Genomic DNA, 19235 nt, shown 5'->3' with positions numbered 1-19235 from the left:
TTATTTTTTGGGTTTGTAATTTTTCATTAAAGCTTCTAATTTATTAAAGCGATCGTCCCACATTTGACGAAAAGGTTCAATAAAATCAGCTACTTCTTTCATCTTTTTTGCATTTGTGAGATAATAAATTTCCCTTCCATTTTGGTATTGACTTAGCAATTCACATTCTGCAAGGATTTGAATGTGTTTTGAAATGGTCTGTCGAGACGAATCGAAATTTTCTGCTATTACACCCGGTTTCATGGCTTGTATTGCTACTAAACTTAATATTGCCCTGCGGGTAGGGTCGGCTATGGCCTGAAATACATCTCTACGAATTTCCATTGTGCAGTTATTTGACTGCAAATATAATGCAGTTATTTGACTGCGCAAAACGTTTTATATTTTTTTTTTACTATTAATCAGTCATTTACAAAAAAAAGCTCTAAAATCTTTAAACTTTAGAGCTTTTATAAATTGATTTTATCAATTAGCATTGACAAACTTGCGTTCAAAAACCAAAAAACAGAATTAAAAAGCGAATTGAACTCATTTACAAAAGGATAGCTTTCTCAATATTTATTTGTTCTAAAAATGATTCATCGTGAGAAACCACAATCAATGTTCCCTGATATTCGTTGATCGCGGCCGTCAGGATTTCAACATTCTGAATATCCAGATTATTTGTAGGTTCATCCAATATAATAATGTCCGGCGATTCGTTGCTAATCGTTAAACAACAAAGCATTAATCGCATTTTTTCGCCTCCGCTTAAAATGCCGCAAGGTTTGTCCCAATATTCTTTATGGAACAAAAACCGATTCAACCTCATTTTGATCTCATGTTCTTCTAATCCTGCAACATTAAATTGTTGTGCCTGATCGTAAACTTTGAGTTCATTAGTAATAAGCGAATAATCCTGATCGATATAAACAGCTTTATTCTCTGCAATCCGCACACTACCTGATTTTGGGGATAGTTTACCTAAAATAATTTTAATAAGGGTCGTTTTACCGGATCCGTTCAGGCCGTTTAGCGCAATTCTCTCGCCGCTTGTTATTTCTAAACTTACATCTTTCTTCCAGAGCAATTGATCGTTGTAACTAAAGTTAATGTCAGTTGCCTTAAAAAGAATTTTTCCTTTATGCAAACCCGAATCATCAAAACCAAATTTCATCTGATCAATATCCGGCAATGCCGAGCGTATTTCGCGTAATTCTTTCGAAATTCCGTCTATTTTTTCTACATGAACACTTTTGAGTTTCGACGAACTGTTTTCGGCATTATTACGCAATGTATTCATCATGATGCGGGCAACACCTGATTTTTCCTGTTTCTTTTTTCCGCGGGCATCCAGTTTTTGCTGCCTTTCAAGAGTTTCACGTTCTTTTTCTTTGGCTTTTCGCAGGGCTTTTTCCTTACTTTGAAGATCCTGGTTTAAGGCATGATTTTCAATTTCTTTTTGACTGGTATAAAAATCATAATTTCCGCCATAAATAGTAATACCTCGTTTGCTAAGTTCATAAACGGTGGGTAACAGATTAAGCAGTTTTCGATCATGACTCACAATAATCAAACTACTATTTGTAGTTACGATAAAATTGTAAAGCAATTCTCTGGTCGCCTTGTCAAGATGATTACTGGGTTCATCAAGCAAAACCAATTCAGGTTCATGAATCAAAATACCGGCCAGGAATACTTTTGTTTTTTGTCCTCCGCTTAAGTTTTCGATTTTTTCTGCTAAATCCAAATCAGATAATTGCCAATATTTTAAGGCATTATCGCAACGTTCCTCAATAGTCCAGTCATCGTTTAAGACAGTCAGATTTTCTTCTGATACATTGCCGTTCAGTATTTCCCGAAGGGCATTGAGTTTGTGATTAACACGTAAAGCTTCGGCAATTGTGAAATGATTGTATTGACCAAAAATTTGCGGAATATAATACGGATCAGAGTTAATTCTTAGCTCTCCGTTTGATGGCTGTAATTCTCCCGCTATGATTTTTAATAACGTTGATTTTCCAATTCCGTTAGCACCAATTAGCGCTATTTTTTCGTGATTATTTACTGTAAAACTAATATTGTCAAACAATAAATCACTGTTATTGTGTTTATATGAAATGTTCTGTAGAGTAAACATAATTTCTTTCTATAAAAATGAATAAATAGAGTAACCGCAATTGCCGTTTACTCTCTAAATTGCCTGAAAGAAATTATTTTTCACATAAATTATTAGTCCTATTTTAAGATTACAAAGATACGATTTGTCTTTAATTATAAAAACAGATTTTTTTTAAAAGAAAAAACCACACTAAATTGTATTCAGTATGGTTTTAAAAATGTTCTAAGTTCCGTAAAACTCAGCTTATATTTTTTTGAGGGTTATTTTCATCTCTTTGCTGTCTAATATCAGTTCTTCATCTGTTATAGTACTTTCACAAGGGTATGGGGTTCCTGTTTCATCTTTTATCACTAAACTCTTTCCGCCTTTTGTCAAAGCAAAAGTACCATCAGTTATTTCTCTTTGTAAATATCCCGTCACATGTCCATCTTCAGTAAAAGTAAGCTGACCCTGAGTAAGAATAACATTTTTTAAAGAATCAGAAAGCGGCATTTTTGGTTCAACAGCGGTGATTTTCCAGGAGTTTACCAATTTATTGCGCCCTTTATGACATGAAACCATTAATACTGCCAATAATACAATTCCGAAGATAAATAATTTAGATTTTTTCATGATTTTGCGATTAAAGTTAGACCTCAGAAAATTACAAAAATATTTTTAATTAAAAATCTAAAAATCAAATATTTACAAATTAATCGGTAATTATACTTACAAAATTATATTTTTTGATTTATAATTTTAGTTTACTGACTCAGTGATGATTATGTTATTTAATTTTTAAATTATCCGTATTTATCGTAGAGACGCACAGCAGTGCGTCTACTACATGTGTAAGACGCATTGCTGTGCTTCCCTATGATAAGAATAATTTTATTAGAAAATTTGTGATCTGGCTTTTTTGAATTATACTAAGAACTTGAGATTGAAATTTTAAAAAAACACGAGTAAACCCGTTCAATCCGTAAAATAGGTGAGCAAAAACACAATACTAAAAAAAACTTCTCCCAAAACCTTAGTACCTTAGAACCTTAGCCTCTCAGTAGCTTTAAAAAAAAAACCTATTTCAAAGTCAAAGCTCCCAAAATCTCTTCGTACATAAATGGTCCGCCGGGATATTTTGCTGTATAATCAAGATTCATCCAAATCTGACCGCGTTCATCAATATGATAATGAATCTTCTTTTTATAACTTTCTTTTACAAAAAGCACATTCTTTATTAAGTAATTTACTTTTTCCAGATCGATCGTAGTACCAATTAGAATTTCAGGATAAATATGACCTTTTGTATGAATTAGCCTTGGAGTGCCGCCAATAGAGCGAATTGCAGCCGCCATTAAGATAGAGTGATCATCACAATCACCCGAAAAATATTCTAAGGATTCGCTCGCCGTCGCGATATAATCGCCTTCTTTGGGATCGTTTACATAATTCCAACGGCTATTAATCTCTTTGAATACAGCAAAACACTGAATAATGGTTCTGTAATCAGAATATCCTTTTATGCCTTTAAAATGCTTTGTCGTAGCCATTATGGCAAAATTTCGAACCTTTGGATTTTGATACTCGATAGCATTGATAATCTTTGACTTATTAGGAAACGGAAGCAGCTTTGCCACAATAATATCCTGCGGAAAAGGATTATCAGACATGGTATAAATCATCGAATTATAATCTTCAGAAATTTCACTAAAGCCATAATTACCTATAACACTTCCGTAAATTAAAACCAATATATAAACCGCGATACATAAAATAATAATGGTTCGCAGGTACATTAACAAAAAGGAAATCGCAGCAAAAACAAATATGAAAATAAATACACGATCGAGATTAAAAGCCCATTCTAAATCGATCAGGTTTTGATGCAGTATGATAAAAATCGGTATGGTAATCAAAAGACTCAACAGCATAATAATAATCCTGTCCCAGGGAGATTTCACCTGTAGTTTGGATTTTAATTGCGGAAAGTCAATTTTAGGGAATTTTATCATAAGAATTCAAAAGCAAGTATTTAAAGCGCTTTTACCGTTTCAACAAAAGTACTTTTTTTATCAATAATTCCCAGATCAAATAACTGATTTTGAATTTTAATGAATGCTTTTTCACTTAAATTCTTCTGAGACCATTGTGTCAGTTTTAGCCATTCCTGAATATCTTCAATTTTTTGATTGAAAAGCTCTGATAATGTTTTGTCTATATTTGGAATTTGAGTAAAATCGTGCGTTGTTTTGTTTATAATTTCTAATATTTTCTCGACAATTTTTGGGTTCTTTTTCAGGAATTCATCACGAACGGTAATTACAAATGACGGCCATGGAGTAGGGCAGTCGCCAACTCTTCTGAAAATTCCCTGATCTACAAGTGGTTTGGTCATAAAACGTTCCCACATAAAATAATCTGCAGTTCCTTTTGTCAGGGCTTCTACAGCTCCGTCGATGGTATTAATGATTTCAAATTGCAAATCATCTGTTTTCCAGCCATTCTCATGTGCGTTAACATACGCCATTAATTGCGATCCTGAACCTAATCTTGAAATGGCTACTTTTTTATCCTTAAGGTCTTTTACTGTATGAAAATCTGATTTTGCAGCAACATGAATTCCCCAGATCAAAGGTGATTGCACATAAATCTGAACAATTTTACTTGGATTTCCTGCCACAATATCTTTTACAATTCCTTCGGTTAGAATTACCGCAATATCCGCTTCGCCATCACGAAGCATCTGACACATTTTACCGGTTCCTTCAGGAATATTCTTCCATTGCAAATCAATGTTTTCTGCTTCAAATTCGCCATTTTCGATGCATAAATGCCATGGCAAATTGAAGTGTTCGGGAACACCAACAATTTTTACAGTTTTCATTTTAGTTAAGTTTAAGTTTGGTAAGCGTATTCTAAAGTTTAGTTTTTTTAATCTTAATTATCTAATTTTTCAATAAATCTGTTCTGTGTTTTTCAGAGAGACAAGGTTCTGCAAATTCTATTATTGACTGCGATTCGTATTCGTTTAAAATGCTTTTTACTAATGAATAATCTGTATTTCTCACGATTTCAACAGCAAAAAAAGTATCATTCAAAACCTCTGATATACAATTGATAGCTTTCAGTTTTTCTCTGATAATTGCCGCATCAAACTCTTTTTCCAGTACTAAAACCTGCACAATCGAATTTCCTGAGCTTTCTATTGTCTCTTTGTGCATGAACGTTTTCTCATTTTCATCATATTCAGCACGAAAAATATCATCGGTTGCAATCAAAGGCCCAAAAAACGGGATATTATCTAATTTAAAATACCCTTTCTCTAAATCTATAATTTCTGCCCACATTGTTTCTGAAACAATTTCTTCTAAGTAGGTACTGTAATATTTAAATAATATTTTTTTATGTGTGTCTTCTGCCATTTCTCTAATTATCTCATTTTCTAGTTGACTAATTCCCTAATTATTGCTGAGCCAATTTATTCAATGTATACGTAATCAATTCATCAACTGCTTTGTACGGATCTTCACTAAAAGTTCCGGTTGCACGGTTGGCAATAATAGCATTCAATGACAATGCTTTATGTCCTAAAAGTGCAGATAAACCATAAATTGCAGCAGTTTCCATCTCTAAGTTAGTAATTCTTTCGTCATTAAAACTAAAATTATCCATTTTACTGTTTAATTCTTCGTCCTGAATATTCAAACGCAATACGCGTCCTTGTGGTCCGTAAAAACCTCCGGCAGTTGCTGTAATTCCTTTGAATATTTTATCCGATTCGATTATTTTTTCTAATGCTTCAGAACAAGCGATAGCATAAGGTCTTCCTTTTTTAATATCCCAATTAGTATGGTGTACAAAAGCATCTTCGATCGCTGCATTCGAAACTTCATCAATCAAATAGGAGCGAAGCATGTTGTCTAATCCTAACCCAAATTTAGACATCACAAAACTATCCACAGGAATATCAGCCTGTAGAGAACCCGAAGTTCCAATTCTGATAATATTTAAAGAAGTCAATTCTTCTTTTGGTTGACGTGTTTTTAAATCGATATTCACCAAAGCATCTAATTCATTCACCACAATATCAATATTGTCAGGACCAATTCCGGTTGACATTACCGATATTCTTTTTCCTTTGTAGATTCCGGTTTGCGTTTTAAATTCTCTTTTTTGAGTAGAATATTCAATCGAATCAAAAAACTGAGTGATTTTTTCGACTCTGTTTTGGTCTCCCACAAAAATTATATCATTTGCTATATGCTCCGGAAGGAGGTTTAAGTGATAAACGCTTCCGTCTGGATTAAGTATTAATTCTGAATTTTGTATCATTTTTTTTTGAGGTTCTAAGGTTCTAAGGTTCTGAGTGACTAAGGCTCTTAGGTTTTCTGTAGGGCGCAAACTTTTTTTGCCCACGGATTAAACGGATTGTCACAGGTTTTTATTTTTAAGATTTTTTCGAAAACTTGCTTTTTATAAATTGGTTGGCTTATTCACTATCGCTTGGTTTAAAACTAGAAATCTAACAATTATAAGCCAAAGCTTTGCGTTCTTTGTGTTTTTATATAAAACTAACAGTTAAAATTCTTAGCGCTCTTTGCGGTTAAATTATCCACAATACATTAATCTAAAATCATAAATCTACAATTATCACCCTCCAACACGTTTTGTTTTAAATCCTTTTTCTTTTAAAATCGCCATTATTTTATCACGATAATCGCCTTGAATGATAATCGAAGCATCTTTAAAAGTGCCGCCAACACTTAATTTTGTTTTAATTTCTTTGGCCAAAATTTTAAAATCTTCGTCAGATCCTTCGTAACCTTCGATAATTGTAGTAGCTTTTCCTTTTCGTTTTTCGAATTTACAAATCATAGGCTCTTTTTGAATGTAAAGCACATGATCCTGTTCCTGAACTTCTTCCGGCTCATTAGATTCGATGTGATCCGGGAATAAGTTTTTTAATTGATCTTGTAAGTCCATAAATTTTTTATGCTAAAGAATAAATCCCAATTATATAATGTTTTTAAAAATTAAATTCCAAATTCCAATCAAAGTTTGGAATTTGGAATTTTTTAATATTTGGAATTTAAAAAGTTATTTTTTTATTAATCCCAAATCTACTAAACGTTCGTACAAATAGTCTCCCGCAGTAATATCTTCGAATTTTTTAGGATTCTCGGCATCAATACAATTTTCTAAACAATCCAGACGCATATCGCTAACAGGATGCATAAAAAACGGAATAGAATAACGTGAAGTTCCCCATAATTCTCTTGGTGGGTTTACCACTTGGTGAATCGTAGATTTTAATTTGTTGTTGGTATGTCTTGACAACATATCTCCCACATTAATAACCAATTGATCGTCTTCAGCGATAGCATCAATCCATTCGCCATCGTGATTCTGAACCTGTAATCCTTTACCCTGAGCTCCCATCAAAAGAGTAATCAGGTTAATATCTCCGTGAGCTGCTGCACGAATCGCGTTTTCCGGCTCAGAAGTAATTGGTGGATAATGAATTGGTCTTAAAATAGAGTTTCCTTCTTTTGCATATTGGTCAAAATAAAACTCATCTAAACCCAAATGCAAAGCCAAAGCTCTCAATACATAAACGCCTGTTTTTTCAAGCATTTGATACGCTTCTTTACCTACAACATTAAAACGGGGTAATTCTTTTACTTCAACATTTTCAGGATATTCTGAAGCATACTTAGAAGCTGCATCAACATACTGACCAAAATGCCAGAATTCTTTCAAATCTCCTTCTTTACGTCCTTTGGCATGTTCTTTTCCAAAAGACACATAACCTCTTTGCCCGCCAATTCCGGGAATCTCATAATTATGCTTAGTTTCTACTGGCAAAGCGAAAAATTTTCTAATTTCGCTATAAAGCTCGTCTACTAACTGATCATCTAAAAAATGACCTTTTAGGGCTACGAAGCCAATGTTTTCAAATGCACTGCCGATTTCATTTACAAATTTTTGTTTACGTTTCGGGTCGTCCGAAAGGAAATCACGTAAGTCTACACTAGGAATGTTTTGCATACTTTACATTTTTATTTATAGGATAAAAGGTGGTATTAAAGCCTTTCAGTAACAAAGGTAGAGAATATTTTAGATTTGAATTTTAAAAGTTATATTAAAATTAAAAAATTATAACAAAAACGAATAAAATTGTTATATTTTTCTATATTTGAAACACTAAAACCAAGAACCAAATGATCTTTTACAGACAAAACCTTACTGATGCTCAATTATTAGATTTATATAAAAAAATACTCAAACCCAGGCTGATCGAAGAAAAAATGCTGATCCTGATTCGACAGGGAAAAGTTTCCAAATGGTTTTCCGGAATAGGGCAGGAAGCAATCGCAGTAGGAGTTACCGCTGTTTTAGATGATACTGAGTATGTGTTGCCAATGCACCGGAATTTAGGAGTATTTACGACCCGTGACATTCCGTTGCACCGATTATTCTCGCAATGGCAAGGAAAAGCAAATGGTTTTACAAAAGGGCGCGACCGTAGTTTTCACTTTGGAACTCAGGAATATAAAATCATTGGAATGATTTCGCATCTTGGTCCGCAATTAGGAATCGCAGACGGAATAGCGTTAGCCGACAAACTTCAAAACAACAAAAAGGTCACGGCGGTTTTTACGGGAGAAGGCGCAACAAGTGAGGGCGATTTTCATGAAGCCCTGAATATCGCTGCCGTTTGGAAATTGCCAGTAATGTTTATCATAGAAAACAATGGTTACGGACTCTCGACGCCTACTAATGAACAGTATTTATGCGAAAATTTAGCCGATAAAGGCATTGGTTATGGCATTGAAAGCTACATCATTGACGGAAATAATATCGTTGAAGTGTTCAATAAACTATCTCAGTTAAAAGAAGACATGCAAAAAGATCCGCATCCGGTTTTATTAGAATTTAAAACTTTTAGAATGCGCGGACACGAAGAGGCAAGTGGTACCAAATATGTTCCGCAGGAATTAATGGACGAATGGGCAGCCAAAGATCCGGTAAGTAATTACAGAAATTACTTAACTGAAATTGGCGTTCTTACAGCCCAATTTGACGAGCAATTACACGCTGAAATCAAACAGGAAATCGACGAAAATTTAGCCATTGCCAATGCCGAACCTGAAATTATACCAACTTATAGTGGAGAATTAGATGATGTTTATAAACCTTATGAGCATGAAGAAGTTAATCCGACAGAAGAAGTTAAAAATATACGTTTTATAGACGCTATCAGATATAGTTTAGAGCAATCTATGAAACGCTATGGAAAACTGATCATAATGGGGCAGGATATTGCAGAATATGGCGGTGCCTTTAAAATTACAGATGGTTTTGTTGATTTGTTTGGTAAAGATCGCGTGCGAAATACGCCAATTTGCGAAAGTGCTGTGGTTTCGACCGCAATGGGCTTATCTATAAACGGTTACAAGGCTATTGTTGAAATGCAATTTGCTGATTTTGTTTCTACAGGATTTAACCCAATTGTCAATTTATTGGCAAAATCTCATTACCGCTGGGGCGAAAATGCCGATGTTGTCGTTCGTATGCCTTGCGGCGGAGGAACTCAGGCCGGACCATTTCACTCCCAGACCAACGAAGCCTGGTTTACCAAAACTCCAGGTTTAAAAGTTGTTTACCCGGCTTTTCCGTATGATGCAAAAGGATTATTGAATAGTTCTATAAATGACCCTAATCCGGTTTTATTTTTCGAACATAAACAATTGTATCGCAGCGTTTATCAGGATGTTCCTGTTGATTATTATACCATTCCATTAGGAAAAGCAGCTTTATTAAAAGAAGGAAATCAGGTTACTATTATTGCTTTTGGCGCGCCGGTGCACTGGGCTTTAGAAACTTTGTCCAATAATCCTGAAATCTCGGCTGATTTAATTGATTTAAGAACTTTACAGCCTTTGGATACCGAGACTATTTTTGCTTCTGTAAAAAAGACAGGAAAAGTAATTATTTATCAGGAAGATACTTTGTTTGGAGGAATTGCAAGCGATATTTCGGCTTTAATTATGGAGGAATGTTTTGAATATCTGGATGCTCCGGTAAAAAGAGTAGCAAGTTTAGATTCGCCAATTCCGTTTACAAAAGCATTAGAAGATCAGTTTTTACCTAAAAATCGTTTCGAGAAAGTTTTATTAGATTTATTGAAATATTAATTACAAATGGCAAATAGTTTTGAAGAAAGAACATTTTTTTTATCTTTAAACCATTAAAAAATTAACTTATGAAAAAACTGTTTGTTTCAATTTTTGCGATTTCGCTTCTTTTTTCCTGTAATAAAAGTGGTAAGTCTAACGAAGATAAAGCTTTAGATGGAAAATTTGACAAGTATAAAGATGGTTTTGTAACCTCTTTGTGGAAAATTAATCCGGGTTGGGCTTCTGGTGTTGGGTATCATAAATACGATAGTATTTTGTCGATTCCGGATGCTAACGGAGAAAAAATACAGCTTGATTTTGTCAACGCACAATTAGATTCTTTAAAACAATACAATGTTGAAAATTTGTCTGACAACAACAAGACCGATTTTCAAATGATTAAAAATCAGCTTGAAGCTACTATTTTTAGTATAAAAGAATTAAAATCATCTGAATGGAATCCTTCTGAATATAATGTATGCGGATCTTTTGCTGAGATTTTAAATGGAAAATACGATTCTTTAGAAGTTCGTTTGCGTGCTTTTAATGCTAAAATGAACAATGTTCCGGCTTATTATGAAGCTGCCAAAAAGAATATCAAAAATCCAACTGTTGAGCATACTGAGCTTGCAATTGCACAAAATTTAGGTGGTTCATCTGTTTTTGATACAGATTTAGCTGCTGCTTTAAAACAAAGTAAATTAAGCGAAGCTGAGAAAAAAGAAATGCTTGACAAAGCAAAAACAGCTAAAAAAGCAATTACAGATTACGCTGACTGGTTGAAAAACTTACCGAACAAAACGCCGCGCTCTTTTAGATTAGGATCTGCATTATATGCTAAAAAATTCAATTTTGATATTCAGTCAAGCTATACTGCTGATGAGATTTTTAAAGTGGCAAACGATCACAAAAAAGACTTACACGATAAAATGTTTGTTTTGGCTGACAAACTTTGGACTAAATACAAAGGAACCGAAGCAAAACCAACAAATAAACTGGAATTAATCAAACAAGTTATTGATAAAATTTCTTTACAACACACGACTCCGGAAAAGTTTCAGTCTGAAATTGAGAAACAAATTCCGGAATTAACGGCGTATGTAAAAGCAAAAGATTTATTGTACATCGATCCATCAAAACCACTTGTTGTTCGTAAAGAACCAGCTTATATGGCGGGAGTTGCAGGAGCTTCTATTTCTGCGCCTGGACCTTATGATAAAAATGCTAACACTTATTATAATGTGGGAAGTATGACAGGATGGACTGCTGAAAATGCAGAAAGTTATTTACGCGAATACAACGATTATATTCTTCAGATTTTAAATATTCACGAAGCTGTTCCCGGACATTACACTCAACTAGTTTACAGCAATCAATCGCCAAGTATCATTAAATCTATTTTAGGAAATGGTGCAATGGTTGAAGGATGGGCAGTGTATGCTGAGAAAATGATGCTGGAAAGTGGTTATAAAAATTCTGATGAAATGTGGTTGATGTACTACAAATGGAATTTAAGAGCCACTTGCAACACCATTCTTGACATTAGTGTTCACACTAAAAACATGTCTAAAGAAGCTGCAATCGATCTATTGACCAAAGAAGCTTTTCAGCAACAAGCAGAAGCAGATGGGAAATGGAGACGTGTTACTTTATCTCAAGTACAATTATGTTCTTATTTTACAGGATATACTGAAATTTACAACCTAAGAGAAGAACTTAAAAAGAAAGAAGGAGATAAATTCAACCTGAAAAAATTCCACGAAAAATTCCTAAGTTTTGGAAGTGCTCCGGTAAAATACATCAAGGAATTGATATTGTCTAAAGAGTAATTTTTTTTAAGATATTTAATTTAAAAAGGTTTGATGAGAATGATTTCTTATCAAACCTTTTTTCTTTTAAAGATTTTATAGGATTTTAGTTTTTTTTTAAGGAGCTAATCCCGCTATACGTTTCAATCTTTTGCGCCGAACCCCGGCACAAAAGGATTTTCACTTCTATCGGGGCTAATGCAATCATTTTCATAAGAATGTTTTAGTGTAATTAGTCGACAAAGATTGGTGAATATCTGAATGGAAATCCTAGTGTGATCTCTCCTTCGTCGAGATGACAAACTTTTCGGGTACTTTCTGTCTATTTACTAATCAAAAAAAATCCGTTTTTATCCGCGTTTTGCTTTAGCAATCCGTTTCAACGGCGCGCTATTCAACAACATTTCTAAACAATGACAACCAATCGTTTACCATCAGAAACTTCTCTTGCCCAGGCTTCTTCAATATCAGCTAGAGAAACGGTTTCAATATTTACTTTTAATTGATTTTGTGCAGCCAAAAGAAACATTTCCGGCAGAATTTCCGAGAATAATAATTTTACTTCATTTTTAGTCCAGCTTCCTAAACCGGAACCAGATAATTGAAGATTAACACTTCTTAAAATTCCTGACGACAGTTGAATGTTATCACCAGCCATTCCACCAATAGTAACATATCGTATTTTGTTCGTAAACGATCCGTTTCCTTTTAAAGCTGTAAGAATTAACTCTGCGGGATGTCCCCATAAGTAATCTAAAACAATATCTATAGGAGTATTATTATGAATTGCTTTAAGCTGCGTAATAATCGCTTCATCATCTTGTTTTAAAGAAATAATTTCGTCAGCTCCTAATAACAAAAGACTTTGAAGTGTTTTTTCGTTTCTTCCGGTCACAATTATTTTCTTTGCGCCGTAATGTTTCGCAATCTGAATTGCCATTTGCCCCGTAAATCCGGTTGCACCATTAATTAGAACAGTTTCTCCGGCTTGTATTCCGGCCCTAAATTTAAGTGCCATAGCTGAACCCGCAACTGCATTTGGTAATGAAGCTGCAACGGCATCACTGATTCCGTCAGGTAATGGAACTGCTATATTTTTATCGATAATCGCTTTTTCTGCAATTGTACCGTTAATTCCGCGAGCATAAACTCTGGTTCCATCTTGTAATAAACCTACGCCATCGCTGCCTATTACAAAACCATTTTGATTATTTTCTTCAGATGAATAATGTTTACCGCTTGATTTTCCTTTATCGAGATTGGTAATCGCAACGGCTTTAACTGAAATTAAAACTTCATTTTCGTTTTGTACAATTGGATCTGCAAACTCTGCATATTTTGGCAATTCGCCTTTTTTATAAATAACTGCTGCTTTCATAATTATTAAATTTTATGAAGCAAAATTAGGCAGCCGTTTATGGGAAGGCGATAACATTTGTTATCAAATATTTTTTTGTTCCTTGGGAACATTTCGTCGGTAGAAAATCATATTGTTCTCGTTATTTTACGTTCCGTAAGAACGTTTGTTTGACATCATCATTTTTTTTAACCATCTAACATATCAAACGTTCCTAGGGAACGTAAACTTCACCAGCAAACATTTTTCTACCGATGAAACATTCCTATGGAATGATAAATCGATATAAAAAGTAAAAGCTTAATTTGAGTAATTATAACAAATGGATTTATCTTGTTTATGATAAAATTTCAACTATTTACTATGTAGTAATTTACTTTTGATTCGGCTTAAATGAACTGTAGTTACGCCAAGATAAGAGGCAATATAATGCTGAGGAACGCGCTGAATGATTTGAGGTCTTTCTTCAATTAAATTAAGATAACGCTGAGTAGGAGAGTCCTTTATAAAAGAAACAAAATACTTCATATAATCGAATGTACGTTGAAAAAGCATATTAATTAAACGATCTCTTAATTCCGGAATTTCTTTGATCTCTTCCAGAATTTTATCCAAATCATTTTTCGAAATCCACCATAAAACTGAAGGTTCAATAGTTTCAACAGCCGCCTGACTTGGAAATTTCTTCATAAAACTTTCGATCGAAGCCACACTCTGATTTTCGAAAAAAAACTGAGTTGTCAAATCTTTTCCGTTATTGTTAAACCAAACTCTGATACAGCCTTTTTCAATAATAAAAAGCTTTTTGGAGATCTCGCCTTCTTCTAAAAGAATTGTTTTAGCAGGAACTTCCATGCGATTGAAATAGTTGGTATATTCCATCCATTTTTCATCGGTTAAAGGAAATTTATTTCGGAATTGGTCAAACATTGGTTGTTTCTCTTTAGTAAAATATTATTTAAATATATTATTCAAAATATCGCTTAAGAACATCTCTATCTGAATAAGTTTCTTTCCAAATTTCTATTTTATAATGATCTTTTGGTTCTTCGGAGTAGGCAGATTCTAAATTACTTGAATAAACACGGGCTCTATAATTTGCGTTTTCAATCTTTGTTTCAAGTATAATTTCAGAAAAAGGACAATCAATAACCTGTAAAATACCAGATTTGATTTCGATACTTGCTTCTACAACATGATCAAATTTACTAAAATCAGAAATTTGGCTTTTAGAATCTAATATTTCTAACTCACAATTTACTATTCCTTGATCATTTGCAATCGAAATTCCTAGAATTTCCTTTTCAACAGCCAATTTATCTGCAAAAGCTTGGTTTGACCAAAAATCATCAGAACTAGTATCTCCGGTAGCCTTTATATCATTAATATAAAACTGACCATAATCAGTTATAAAATTCAAATCAAATTTCATTCTTTTCTTTTTTATCACTTAATAGCTTTGCAATTCGAAAACTGTTTGTCATTAATAAATAACCAATTATAGTTTTACAAAAATAAAAGATAAGCCAACCAGATTTCGGATAGTCTTTGAATAGACTTTTATCCTGAAAGAAAACCATAATTTCTCGAAATAAAACTGGAATATTATCAATAAATAGTAAACCTCCAATCACAATTAGGGCGATAGAAATTATTTTAGTTGAGTCAAAATTTAGTTCAATATTTTCTGTTTCAAAGCCTTTATCCAGTTTTAATTTATCAGTAATCCAGTTTGTTTTATAAATACAAAGTCTGATTATCACAAAATAAATCGAAAGCAAAATTAAATTTAAAGCGGCGAGAGATAATACATCTATTAGATCTCCGCTTTTAAAAGCATAATATGAATAGGAAATTGATTGTGGGACCAGAACTAAAGCTCCAGAAATTAAAAACAAACCTAAAATTTTAATTATGATATTCCAAAAAGTTCTAATAGACATTATTTATATTTAATTATTAGTTTCCAATTCAAACAACTGCACCTGACTTTTCAAACGATCAACTAACAAATTCATCATTCGTTTGTTTAAACTGGAAGAGTTCTGAATATAAGTGTCATATTCTTCAATAGTAAAAAACGCCATTATAATTCCTTTTAAAGAATTACGAAACTTAATATCTTTTTGGATGGAATTTTCAATCGTTTGTAATTTCTTTTCGACCGTATAGGAATAAAAATCAGCTTTGTTTTTATTGACGTAATTAATAAAAACCGCAATAAATAAATCATTTTGTAATTTTAAAATCGGCCTAATCGTCTGATTTTGAAATAGCTCTTCGGCTGAAGATTGAGCACTTACAGTTCCTAAAGTCTCTCCTCTGAATTCTCTTAAAAAAGCGTCTCTATCTTCCATGTTTTTTCTTTAAATTTAGAAAAAATTCCAATACAAAAACTTTTATCCAAATTAAAATTATGCGATTTCATACCAGAAAATGGGTTAAACCAGAAGATTTAAATCCAAACGGAACTTTATTTGGAGGAAAATTATTAGCATGGATTGACGAAGAACTGGCTTTATATACCATTATTCAACTGGAAAATACCCGAGTGGTTACAAAATACATGTCGGAAATCAATTTTAAGAGTTCTGCCAGACTAAGGAGACATTGTAGAAATTGGAATTGATGTTGTAAAATTCGGAAACACTTCGTTAGTTTTAACTTGCGCTGTAAGAAATATGATGACCCGTGAAATTATCATTACAATTGATCAAACCACAATGGTTAATCTGGATGAAAACGGAAAACCAAAAGCTCATGGTAAAACGCAAATCGAATTCGTAAAAGATCGTATATAAATTTCAATTTATAATTTGATAATAAATCACGCTATGCTTAAAAACAGTATCATTATTTGTCTGTGTTTTGTTTTTTTAATGTCTTGCAATTCCAAAGACGAAAAAAGCAAGTACAATCGTATAGTTTATCAGGCTATAAATGATAAAGACACGGCTATTTTATCGATAAATGTAAATGACAAAAGATTTTTCGGACATTATGAAAGATCATATTATCAACAAGGCAAAGATTCCGGAGATGTAAGAGGAGATATTAAAGGAGATACTTTAAGGGGCGATTTTCATTTTATATCAAACGGTGGAAGCTGGAAACGAATTCCTCTGGCTTTACTAAAAAAAGAAAACAAATTGTATTTAGGAAGCGGCATCATAACCACGTATTTCAATCTTCCTTGTTTCATGCCGGGAACTCCAATAGAATATGAGAATTCGAAGTTTGTTTTTGAAGAGGTTAGAAAATAGTTTTCAGTCTCAGTGGCAGTTTTCAGTTTAATTTTTTTTAACCGCAAGGAACGCTAAGATTTTTTTACTGGGCTTAAATAATCTCGCAAAGGCGCAAGGCGCAAAGACGCTAAGTTTATAGTATTTATAGAATTCGCCATCTTAAATTAATCCCAAAATAAGCACATAAAGCTTAAAAAACTTTGCGTCTTTGCGCCTTTGCGAGATTTAAAAAAATAAAAAGACACAAAGCTTTGCGAACTTTACTTTTTCTAAAACATAAAATAGATTAAAACCTTAGCGTTCTTTGCGGTAAAAAATTATACTCAAAGCAAAGCAATCTGAAATCTGAAACTAATTAAGTGGTCCAATTGTAGAAGGTAATTCGAATATTTCAAGATCAAAATAAATCACCGAAGCCATAACGTGATCAAAAATATCCGCCATAATATATTCGTAATTCGCCCAGCGTTTATCGCTCGAAAAAGCATAAATCTCTAACGGAACTCCGTGCGCAGTCGATTGTAGCTGACGGCACATGATATGCATATCTTTATTCAGTCCCGGATGTGTTATTAAATATTGCATGATATATTTACGGAACAAACCTAAGTTCGTCATATTTCGGCCATTCAGCGAAAGCGATTTGTCAACGCCACGTAAATCGTTGTATTTTTCAATTTCAGCTTGTCTGGTTTCGATATAAGAACTTATAAGTTGCACGCGTTTCATATGATTCAAATCATCATTATTCAGAAAACGAATGCTGCTGCTTTTTATGAGAATATGTCTTTTTATACGTCTTCCGTCAGATTTTTGCATCCCGCGCCAGTTCTGGAACGAGTCTGAACTCAAGGCATAAGTAGGAATAGTGGTAATGGTATTATCAAAATTTCGAACCTTTACCGTAGTCAGGTTTATTTCGATCACATCACCATCTGCACCAAATTTATCCATTGTAATCCAGTCCCCAATGCGCACCATATCGTTTATAGCCACCTGAACACTCGAAACAAATCCTAAAATAGTATCCCTGAAAATCAATATAATAATAGCCGAAAGTGTTCCCAGAATTGTTAAAAGTTCCCCTTTTTTGATTCCGAAAAGCGTCGAAATAATCATCGCTACACCAAAAATCCAGAGCACAATCATAATAACCTGAACAAAGCTGTCAATAGGTTTGTCGCTGTATTCGGGTTTTTGTTTTAGATAATCGCGTAAAGCATTAAAAATGGTTCTGATGATCCATAAACTAATCAAAACAATATAAATACCCACTATTTTTCCAAACAGCGATTCCCAATATTCGTATTTATCCAGAATAATAGGAACGGCTTTATAGATAAAGAAAAACGGAATTAAATACGCCGTGTATTTCGTTGTTTTGTTATGAATAAGGTAATCATCAAATTTAGTTTTGGTTTTCTGGGCAAAAATGGCCGTTAAGGTCACCAAAACAAATTTTGCTACATAATAAATGGCAAATGCCAAAGCTATCATGACAGCGATATTAAGGGCAAGGCTAATATAAGACGCAAAGTTGCGGCTCATTCCCCAATCCCTAAAAAGCGGATATAAAAAATTAAATATTTTATCCAAAAGTTTATGCATTATTTTCTAAGTATTTCTTCTCTATGTAAAAAGTTCCAAACGGAATAAGAGAAGCAATAAGAATGATTCCAAAAGTTTTGAGATCCCAATTTTGAGATTTTCTAAGTAACACAGCCAATATAATGTATCCTATAAATAATACTCCGTGAGTCATTCCTAACGGACGTAAAAAAGTATGATATAATTCCGGATTACTGTTTTTAATAACAAGCATATTAGCAAATAATACTAAATAAGAAATCCCTTCTAAAATTGCGGTAACTTTGAAAATCCTGAGCATCTATGTGATATTTTAAATTTGTTTGCGCAAAATTAAGTATTATCGTTGGTTTTTGCGGTATGAATCAGGAAAGTAATTTATTTTTGTAATCTTAAACTTTGATAATGAGTAAGCGCGATTTAAAAAAATATTTGGCCGAATTAAACAAGGAACAACTCGAAGAACAAATTATCGAGCTGTACGAAAAATTCGCCCCCGTAAAAGTGTATTATGATTTTGTTTTTAATCCAAAGGAGGATAAACTTTTGCAGGAATCAAAAGTCAAAATTTCGCACGAATATTTCCCTATAAAGAAACCCAATGCAAAATGGCGTCCAAAAGCCAAGATGCGACGTTCTGTAGCTCAAAAAATTATAAAACATTTTATAATGATAGGAGTTGATCCTTTTGTGATTGCCGATATTATGCTCTATAACATCGAAATAGCGCAAACTTATTCGTCAAATAATTTTATTAAACAGGAATTATTTTACAAAAGTATTTTAAATTCTTTCGAGCAGGCAGTAAATTTTGTCATTTCTAACGGAATTTTATATGATTTTAAAGATCGAATTCTGGCAGTCAAACAAGAAACTATTCAACAAAAATGGAAAAACAAGTATGATTTTGAGGCGATTTTAGAAAAAATTGACTTTTAAAGGCTTTTCTCATAAAAAATCTTATTTAAAAAAATCATT

20 protein-coding genes and 1 pseudogene are annotated in these 19235 nt (G+C 33.2%); 5 read left to right on the top strand and 16 right to left on the bottom strand.

Annotated features, from left to right (window positions below; genetic code table 11):
* From FLP_RS14450 to FLP_RS14410, 9 genes are all read right to left on the bottom strand, one after another.
* Complete coding sequence (locus tag FLP_RS14450; RefSeq protein ID WP_065450181.1) at window positions 1-324, bottom strand: ArsR/SmtB family transcription factor; 324 nt, start codon at window positions 322-324, stop codon at window positions 1-3.
* 208 nt (window positions 325-532) lie between these two features.
* A complete protein-coding gene (gene abc-f, locus FLP_RS14445) occupies window positions 533-2119 on the bottom strand; it encodes a ribosomal protection-like ABC-F family protein (RefSeq protein WP_065450180.1) in 1587 nt (528 codons plus the stop codon).
* A 225-nt stretch (window positions 2120-2344) separates the two neighbouring features.
* Complete coding sequence (locus FLP_RS14440) at window positions 2345-2713, bottom strand: hypothetical protein (protein ID WP_065450179.1); 369 nt, start codon at window positions 2711-2713, stop codon at window positions 2345-2347.
* A 446-nt stretch (window positions 2714-3159) separates the two neighbouring features.
* Window positions 3160-4092, bottom strand: a complete 933-nt coding sequence (locus FLP_RS14435; protein ID WP_065450178.1) for a transglutaminase-like domain-containing protein — start codon at window positions 4090-4092, stop codon at window positions 3160-3162.
* 20 nt (window positions 4093-4112) lie between these two features.
* A complete protein-coding gene (locus FLP_RS14430; protein WP_065450177.1) occupies window positions 4113-4964 on the bottom strand; it encodes a substrate-binding domain-containing protein in 852 nt (283 codons plus the stop codon).
* 61 nt (window positions 4965-5025) lie between these two features.
* A complete protein-coding gene (locus tag FLP_RS14425; protein ID WP_065450176.1) occupies window positions 5026-5502 on the bottom strand; it encodes a DUF4265 domain-containing protein in 477 nt (158 codons plus the stop codon).
* A gap of 40 nt (window positions 5503-5542) precedes the next feature.
* Complete coding sequence (locus FLP_RS14420; RefSeq protein WP_065450306.1) at window positions 5543-6412, bottom strand: nucleoside phosphorylase; 870 nt, start codon at window positions 6410-6412, stop codon at window positions 5543-5545.
* Window positions 6413-6730: 318 nt separating this feature from the next.
* Entirely contained in the window at window positions 6731-7063 is a 333-nt protein-coding gene (locus tag FLP_RS14415; protein WP_065450175.1) for a translation initiation factor, read from the bottom strand.
* Window positions 7064-7177: 114 nt separating this feature from the next.
* The gene (locus FLP_RS14410) at window positions 7178-8128 is read right to left on the bottom strand and encodes an isopenicillin N synthase family dioxygenase (RefSeq protein WP_065450174.1); all 951 of its coding nucleotides are present in this window, start codon (window positions 8126-8128) and stop codon (window positions 7178-7180) included.
* A gap of 173 nt (window positions 8129-8301) precedes the next feature.
* On the opposite strand from FLP_RS14410, the gene FLP_RS14405 reads away from it, so the two are divergent.
* Window positions 8302-10278, top strand: a complete 1977-nt coding sequence (locus tag FLP_RS14405; protein WP_065450173.1) for an alpha-ketoacid dehydrogenase subunit alpha/beta — start codon at window positions 8302-8304, stop codon at window positions 10276-10278.
* Window positions 10279-10346: 68 nt separating this feature from the next.
* The gene (locus FLP_RS14400; RefSeq protein ID WP_065450172.1) at window positions 10347-12089 is read left to right on the top strand and encodes a DUF885 domain-containing protein; all 1743 of its coding nucleotides are present in this window, start codon (window positions 10347-10349) and stop codon (window positions 12087-12089) included.
* Between the two features lie 385 nt (window positions 12090-12474).
* On the opposite strand, the gene FLP_RS14395 is transcribed toward FLP_RS14400, so the two are convergent.
* The 5 genes from FLP_RS14395 to FLP_RS14375 all read right to left on the bottom strand — a co-directional run bounded on the left by FLP_RS14395 (window position 12475) and on the right by FLP_RS14375 (window position 15782).
* Complete coding sequence (locus FLP_RS14395; protein ID WP_065450171.1) at window positions 12475-13446, bottom strand: quinone oxidoreductase family protein; 972 nt, start codon at window positions 13444-13446, stop codon at window positions 12475-12477.
* A 333-nt stretch (window positions 13447-13779) separates the two neighbouring features.
* Entirely contained in the window at window positions 13780-14355 is a 576-nt protein-coding gene (locus FLP_RS14390; RefSeq protein ID WP_065450170.1) for a Crp/Fnr family transcriptional regulator, read from the bottom strand.
* A 37-nt stretch (window positions 14356-14392) separates the two neighbouring features.
* On the bottom strand, window positions 14393-14857 hold the full coding sequence (locus FLP_RS14385) for a hypothetical protein (protein WP_065450169.1): 465 nt from the start codon (window positions 14855-14857) through the stop codon (window positions 14393-14395).
* Complete coding sequence (locus tag FLP_RS14380; protein WP_065450168.1) at window positions 14847-15368, bottom strand: hypothetical protein; 522 nt, start codon at window positions 15366-15368, stop codon at window positions 14847-14849. The genes FLP_RS14385 and FLP_RS14380 overlap by 11 nt, the downstream gene beginning before the upstream one ends.
* Window positions 15369-15377: 9 nt before the next feature.
* On the bottom strand, window positions 15378-15782 hold the full coding sequence (locus FLP_RS14375) for a glyoxalase (RefSeq protein WP_065450167.1): 405 nt from the start codon (window positions 15780-15782) through the stop codon (window positions 15378-15380).
* A 59-nt stretch (window positions 15783-15841) separates the two neighbouring features.
* Here FLP_RS14375 and FLP_RS14370 point away from each other — a divergent pair.
* A pseudogene (locus FLP_RS14370) lies at window positions 15842-16226 on the top strand (acyl-CoA thioesterase).
* Between the two features lie 33 nt (window positions 16227-16259).
* Window positions 16260-16688, top strand: a complete 429-nt coding sequence (locus FLP_RS14365; protein ID WP_065450166.1) for a hypothetical protein — start codon at window positions 16260-16262, stop codon at window positions 16686-16688.
* Between the two features lie 333 nt (window positions 16689-17021).
* On the opposite strand, the gene FLP_RS14360 is transcribed toward FLP_RS14365, so the two are convergent.
* Window positions 17022-18278, bottom strand: coding sequence for a mechanosensitive ion channel family protein (locus FLP_RS14360; RefSeq protein ID WP_065450165.1), 1257 nt, complete (start codon window positions 18276-18278; stop codon window positions 17022-17024).
* Window positions 18271-18558: a DUF3817 domain-containing protein gene (locus FLP_RS14355; RefSeq protein ID WP_065450164.1), complete on the bottom strand. Its 288-nt coding sequence runs from the start codon at window positions 18556-18558 to the stop codon at window positions 18271-18273. Before FLP_RS14355 ends, FLP_RS14360 begins: the two co-directional genes overlap by 8 nt.
* Before the next feature lie 104 nt (window positions 18559-18662).
* Between FLP_RS14355 and FLP_RS14350 the strand changes: the two genes are divergently transcribed.
* A complete protein-coding gene (locus FLP_RS14350) occupies window positions 18663-19196 on the top strand; it encodes a DUF6155 family protein (RefSeq protein ID WP_065450163.1) in 534 nt (177 codons plus the stop codon).
* Window positions 19197-19235: the final 39 nt, after the last annotated feature.

The organism is Flavobacterium piscis, from assembly GCF_001686925.1.
Taxonomy (GTDB): Bacteria; Bacteroidota; Bacteroidia; order Flavobacteriales; family Flavobacteriaceae; genus Flavobacterium; species Flavobacterium piscis.
The sequence above is the reverse complement of the archived record's forward strand: the minus strand, read 5'-3'. Positions and strand labels throughout refer to the sequence as shown.